This window comes from bacterium (assembly GCA_024226335.1).
Taxonomy (GTDB): domain Bacteria; phylum Myxococcota_A; class UBA9160; order SZUA-336; family SZUA-336; genus JAAELY01.
Map to the genome: position 1 here is coordinate 1 of JAAELY010000523.1, position 6,152 is coordinate 6,152.

5 protein-coding genes are annotated in these 6,152 nt (G+C 62.4%); 4 read left to right on the top strand and 1 reads right to left on the bottom strand.

What is annotated here, in order from left to right; genetic code table 11:
- Positions 1-40 precede the first annotated feature (40 nt).
- The gene (locus GY725_25440) at positions 41-232 is read left to right on the top strand and encodes a hypothetical protein (GenBank protein ID MCP4007538.1); all 192 of its coding nucleotides are present in this window, start codon (positions 41-43) and stop codon (positions 230-232) included.
- A gap of 29 nt (positions 233-261) precedes the next feature.
- Here the strand turns inward: GY725_25440 and GY725_25445 are convergent, their stop codons facing one another.
- Positions 262-1,464, bottom strand: a complete 1,203-nt coding sequence (locus GY725_25445) for a DUF362 domain-containing protein (protein MCP4007539.1) — start codon at positions 1,462-1,464, stop codon at positions 262-264.
- 251 nt (positions 1,465-1,715) lie between these two features.
- On the opposite strand from GY725_25445, the gene GY725_25450 reads away from it, so the two are divergent.
- From GY725_25450 to GY725_25460, 3 genes are all read left to right on the top strand, one after another.
- Complete coding sequence (locus GY725_25450) at positions 1,716-1,928, top strand: hypothetical protein (protein MCP4007540.1); 213 nt, start codon at positions 1,716-1,718, stop codon at positions 1,926-1,928.
- A gap of 342 nt (positions 1,929-2,270) precedes the next feature.
- Entirely contained in the window at positions 2,271-4,397 is a 2,127-nt protein-coding gene (locus tag GY725_25455) for a transglutaminase domain-containing protein (protein MCP4007541.1), read from the top strand.
- Positions 4,387-5,736, top strand: coding sequence for an alpha/beta hydrolase (locus GY725_25460; GenBank protein MCP4007542.1), 1,350 nt, complete (start codon positions 4,387-4,389; stop codon positions 5,734-5,736). Before GY725_25455 ends, GY725_25460 begins: the two co-directional genes overlap by 11 nt.
- The last annotated feature ends 416 nt before the right edge of the window (positions 5,737-6,152 follow it).

Below are 6,152 nucleotides of genomic sequence, written 5' to 3' on the forward strand. Positions count from 1 at the left end.
CGTCTTCCAGCATCCCGACTGTCCCAGGAAGCGCTCCGTCTTGCAGATCGTGTCCCGTTGGCACCACTCCTCGGTCGTGAAGCTGCTCAGAGCCGAAGGCATCTACGAAGACTACAAGGACTGGTTGCTAGTCGACTTCAGCGTCGTCAACGAGAACCAGCCGACCCCCGGCGCAAAGCCCTCCAGCAACGAACTGCCGGCTTCCGGTGGAATCCTCGAACTGGCGGCCTGATCCACAGACCCTTTCCAACAGATCTCGATCTAGGTCGTGCGGGCGATGAGCTGCGATCGAACGCGGTCGGGCAGTGAACCGTCGGCGTCGATCAGTTCAAGCCCAGGACGACCCGTCGTCGCGAACGCGCGCATCAAGACTCGATCGTCTTCGAGACGACTCAGGTCGTAGGGTCGCAGGCGCTCGGCGCGAAGGGCCTCACCGAAGCCTCCGAGCCAACGCGTGATCATGCGATTCGCCAGATTCACGATCGTCTCCGATGTGTTCGGATCATCGAAGGGGCCGTCTCGCTCCGCAGGTGTCATGACTGCGCGGTTTTCGAGCAACCAGGCCAGTGAAATCATATCGTGGGCCACCAGATCGGTACTGGCGAACACGATCCCCGTCTCGGGCTGCGCGATGTACCCGTTGTCCGGACCGAAGGTCGTCAAGACCTTCGTTGCGGAACTCAGCACAAGGCGTTGTTTGTCCGCGATCGCACGCACTCTATTCGCGTCGGCTGTCTTTTCGGAAAACGTGGCGGCATCGCGGTGGTACTCGAGTCGCGAATCGTGGCGCCACCAGCCTACAGCCGACTTGAGCCCCAGCGTACTACCGGCGAGCAGATGCCGTGCTGTTCTGGGCATGAGCACGATGTGATCGACCTCGCGCAGAACCACGGGTAGCATCACGGGTGCTTTCCAGGCTCCGGCCGTCTCGGGCTCGGCTTCGAAGAAACCGTCCCAACCGGCTTCCTCGAAAGCCTGAACCTCTGCGCCGGCCTCCTCTGAAGCCTGGGCCAGTCCGTTCCGCCGCATCAACTCGCGCGTACTCCCTTCGAGCCCGTCGCGGTAGAAGCGCAAGAACTGTACCCCGGCCATGTCGGCGACGATGACGCGGCCGGCTCCCTTCTCCTTGAGAAGTTCGATCACGACGCGCACCGCAATCGGATCGGTCGTCGCGGGATAGGCATTTCCCGAGTTGCAGACGGGTTTGATCAACACCGTGTCGCCGCGAGACAGCCAGGAAAAATCAGTCGCAGCCAGCGCCACGGCTCGCACCGCGCGAACGGTTTCTTCAGCCGGTGTCCCCCGCCCGACACCGGCAATCGCCACGGCCTCGCTTCCTCGGTTCTCGTACGAAACAGATAGAGGCGTTTCAGCCCGGCTGAGGCCGGGCATCAGAGCGGCACCCACTCCCACAGCAGCCATCTGGCCGAACTCCCGGCGATGGATCGAATCGAAATTTGCCATCCGTGTTCTCCGCATCTCTTCGCCCGGAGCATAGGACAGAGTGGCGACCGGCGATTCATGCGCATGGATACGCGACTCAGCAGCAATTGGCGGGCATCCGGACGTGTTGAACCGGCCCGATTTCGAGAAACACTGGATCAGCCACCGTGATTGTGGGCGAATTGACCCATGCGTTTGCCATCGAGCCTGGATGAGCGGTCGGGAGTGCCTGTCGCCGCGGTCCCGGAACTGTGCTGCTGCGGGAGAACCGAATGAGAGTCTGGAAGTCCTTTGCTTCAACGGCCGTGACCGCAGTCGTCGTGCTCAGCCTCATCGGCACCGGTTCGCAATCCCATGCTGCGCCACTGCCCAATCTCACCGCCACCAAGAGCAACAATACTGGAGATTTTGTGGATGTGTTCTCCAGCTTCGAGTGGACAATCCTCGTACAAAACATTGGGTTGGGGGCGCCAGAGGATGCTTGACTCGGGGACCCGTACGGAAGACTCTAAGGAACCTCTGCACAGGGAGGCTGCGGCTGCGAAGCGCGATGCATCCGCCTGCGCTGCGTCGCGCGACCCTCTGCGGATCTACGGATCTGCGATCGGATCACGCTTCTTGCTCAGGCGGCGACTCCCGCTTCTCGCTCGAATCCTCCCTGTGCAGAGATTCCCTAACTAGGAAATGACTCCGAGGTGGTCATGGCCAAGAAAGTCAGGCAAGCCCGTTCCTCCGCAGGACCGCGCGGGGCGAACAGGATCCTGCTTCGCGGAGAACACGGACAACAGTCGGCCATCGTATCGAACGCGTATCTCGAGAACAGAGCGATGCGCTGGCGATACAAGCTCACTAAGCGCTCTCGCTGGAAGTACCGACTCGCGGAAGAGCTGAAGAAACTCGAGAAGGATCTCAAGGGCTTGCATTGGGATCCGGCCGAGCGAGACGACGTCGGCTTTCTCGACTGGATAGTCTCCACGTCGTTGCTCGAGGTCAGGATTCCCTATCGCGACGAAAGCGAGGGCTGGGCGGCCCGGATCGCTCCCTGGGAGTTCATGCTCAACTCCGTAAACCGCCGTCGGGGCGGGACCGGCGACTTCTCGGTCATTCGCCATCTCGAGCGACCGAGAGCGCGAAAGACTGTTCCGAGCTCAATCTCGAGAGTCCTCTATCTTGAGTGCGCCCCGGCTGAGCTTCGCGAACACTTCAGCTTCAACGACGAACGTCGCCGCCTCCACATGCGCTTCCCTAAGGCAGAGGTCGAAGAGCTGTTCTCCCCGACAAGGGATGTGCTACGGCGCACCGTGAGCACGTTCAAGCCTCACGTGATCCACGTGGCTGGCGTGGATACGCACCAGGCACGCTCGCTCCTCGAGGAACGCTGGGAGCTCCCCGCCGACTGGGGGCTTCTCGACGGGACGGTGCTGACCGACGACGAAGGCTGGATCGATCCCGTTGCTGCGCAGGATTTCGCCAAGCTCCTGAACGCAGGGACCCGGAAGCCAATTCTCGTCTTTTGCAACTTCTACCACTCTGCCTCGCGGATCGCCGCGCTGTGTGTCGCCGGGGGCGCCCAGTACGCGATCGGCTACCAGGACACGGTCGACGACGAGATCGCGGAGACGCTCTTCTCCGAGTTCTACGATGCCTGGCGGGGAGCCGACTGGTGCATGCTCCCGGCCTTCGTTGCAGCGGTCGGGATTCTCCGGCGATCGCCCCAGAAGCTGACCGGCACCGGCATCGTACTCTGGTCCGCTCACTCGCTCCTGGACGCGCAGTCTGGGGGACTCGCTGAGTCGAAGAGAAAACGGGCGATTCGGCGCCAGAAGCCGATCGGCGTCAAGGAAGCCGAGCTCGAGATCGAGGTCATACCCAACGAGTCCGTCAACTACTCGATGTTGCACAACGCTTCCCATGGCCTCTTCTCGAAGTTCGCCTTCCACAAATTCGGCGACGGGGCACTTCTCGACGTGAACGTGAACGTCGAGTTCCATGTGGGCGCGGATAGCTTCCCATTCAGGAAGACGCTCTCTCTCGTCGATCCGTACACTACGATTGAGGAAGAGATCGCTGTTCCTCTGATCTCCGACCTGATGCGAAGCGTCCAGGAGCCCCTCAAGACGAGTCTCTACGCCGAAGTCATGTGCCAGGAAGAGGTGCTCTATCGCCAGACCTCTCGGATGACCCTGCTTCCTGTGGACGAGTGGCGAGACGACGAGGAGAACAGGCGCTGGCTCCCGTCCTTCGTGCTCCCGCGTGATCCTGCGGTCGAGAAGATCATCACAACAGCGCAGTCCCACTTGATGACGCTCACTGACGATCGCACCCGCGGCTTCGACGGCTACCAGAGCGTCGCCGTAGACGATCCTGAATCCCTGGACGACTTGGACTTCCAGGTCCAGGCCATCTGGGCGGCGCTCGTGCATCACTATCGGGTGCAGTACATCAACCCGCCGCCGTCCTACACAGCGTCGGGTCAGCGTCTGCGCACTCCGACTCAGGTTCTGCGAGGAGGACGCGGAACCTGCATCGACCTGGCAATCCTGCTTGCCGCCTGCATGGAGTACGTGGACATCTACCCAGTGGTGTTCCTGCTGGAGGGCCACGCGTTCGTCGGCTACTGGCGCTCCGAAGAGTACTACCTGGAATTCACCTCCCCCGAGGAAGTCGAAGGCGGGGAGCGGGACGCCACTCGGGAGGGTACGTGGGGCTCCGAGGCGGACTGGATCGTGCCTCGGCGCGAGTACGCGGAGATCCTTCGGCAGATCCACTCGGGCAGACTCTATCCGATCGAGTCGGTCGGCCTCACCGACCATGGATCGTTCTGGAGAGCGGTCGACGAAGGAGTAGAGAACTTGCGCGACCCGGCGGAATTCCACTCGCTGGTGGATATCAAGCGCGCGCGGGCCTACCAGCTGACCCCGCTTCCGATCAAGGAGGATTCCTATGGCGAGTGAAGCAGATGCGCTCGAGTTCGCGGACCTTTCGCGGCGGCTTGACGATGCCATCGAAGGCCTCGACATCTACCGCGCTGATCAGACGATCCCGACAGCGGAAGGCGAGGCTCCGCCAGCTCGCATCCGTGAGCTGCGTCGCGCCGGCGGCTCGCTGGTGGAGGACACGATCGCGACGATGACGCTGCTGGAGGACGACGGGATCTTGCGCTGGCAGCCGGGACTGGGCTTCCGCCCGCCGTCGTCGGGGCGGCGAGGCCGCCGTCGGTTCCGCGCTCGCGGCAGCGTGGTCAAGCAGCTGAAGTTCCGCACGCTTGAGAAGTCGCAAGTAGGCGAGGCTCTGGCGAATCTCGACAAGAAACTCACGCCCGAACGCGGCCTCCGACGCTGGAACTCGCTCAGCTCAAAGCGCTCGATAACTCGCCCGCCGCAGAAGGGCAAGGTGCTTCTCTTCGTTCACGGCACCTTCAGTCACAGCGACAGCCTGTTCCAGGGGCTCGAAGCGAACCCAGAAGGCAAGGCCTTCTTCCAGCGCGCGAAGGCAAAGTACGGCGGGCAGATCCTCAGCTTCGACCACCCGACTCTCTCGGTGAACCCATTCCTCAACTCGGTCGAGCTGGAACGCCTGTTCGAGGGATCCGAAGCAACGGTGGACGTGATCTGCCACAGCCGCGGCGGGCTCGTCACGCGCTGGTGGGCGGAGGAACTCTGCAAGAGACCCGAGACCCTGGGCAAGCTCGTCCTCGTCGGCTCGCCGCTCGCGGGCACCAGCCTAGCTGCGGCGCCGAGGCTTCGGGCGTCACTCGACTACCTGACGAACGTCGGTAATGTGCTCGAGAGCGGTGCCGGGATGGCGGCGACCGCCTTCCCTCTTCTAGCGGCAGTGACCGGAATCCTGCGTGTGGTTGCGACCGCTACGAAGATCGTCAGCAAGACGCCTATGCTCGACGCGGCGATTGCCATGATCCCGGGCCTCTCGGCTCAAGCCCGCACCGGAGACAACCCTTCGATCGACAAGCTGCGGAGTGGTATCTCGGCCGCCTCCGCTCCGGAGTACTACGTCATCCGAGCTGACTTCGAGCCGCCGCCGGTCGGTTGGAAGTTCTGGCGTGCATTCCAGAATCCGGGCGATCGCATCAAGAACTTTGGCGCAGACCTGGTCTTCGATGAAGCGAACGACTTAGTAGTGAACACCGCCTCGATGGACGAGCTCTCCGACGATCTCCGGATCACCCGGAAGAGCCGCGTCCGCGACTTCGGAACCACGAGCAGGATCCACCACACGAACTACTTCGAGCAGGCAGAGACCACGCAGTCCTTCACCCGCTGGCTCGACTTATAGGCGTCCCGCCGACGGTCTGCACTGGAAAACGCCTTCGTCCCGGACTCGCGCAGCTGGCGACTCCAACGCGTCAGCAGGTTCGGATTGACTCCAAGCTCGCGACCCACCTGGGCCCGGGTCGTCGACATGGATGATCCTGATGCCGAGAGATGGTGCGATGCATCTCTTGGGCTCGATGTAGTTAGCGAACTTCTCCGGCGCATTGAGCCATCCGCTGAATTCGAGGCCTCCTGGCCAGATGTTCCGATGCGCGCCGGTTGGTCTGAGGACTTGGTGTAAGCGATCAAAGATCGGCGTCGTTGACTTCGTGAGCAAGGGTGGTGCGAGGTCAGCGCGGAGTCTGATCGAGGACGGAGCGATGGGGCTCTTCGGCGAAGCGGGTCTTCCACATCCGCGGCGTGAGCTCCTCGACGCGC

Bases quoted from the DNA above. Each gene is read 5' to 3' on its own strand.
- GY725_25445 (MCP4007539.1), bottom strand. From the start codon at position 1,464: ATGGCAAATTTCGATTCGATCCATCGCCGGGAGTTCGGCCAGATGGCT.
- GY725_25450 (MCP4007540.1), top strand. From the start codon at position 1,716: ATGAGAGTCTGGAAGTCCTTTGCTTCAACGGCCGTGACCGCAGTCGTC.
- GY725_25455 (MCP4007541.1), top strand. From the start codon at position 2,271: ATGCGCTGGCGATACAAGCTCACTAAGCGCTCTCGCTGGAAGTACCGA.
- GY725_25460 (MCP4007542.1), top strand. From the start codon at position 4,387: ATGGCGAGTGAAGCAGATGCGCTCGAGTTCGCGGACCTTTCGCGGCGG.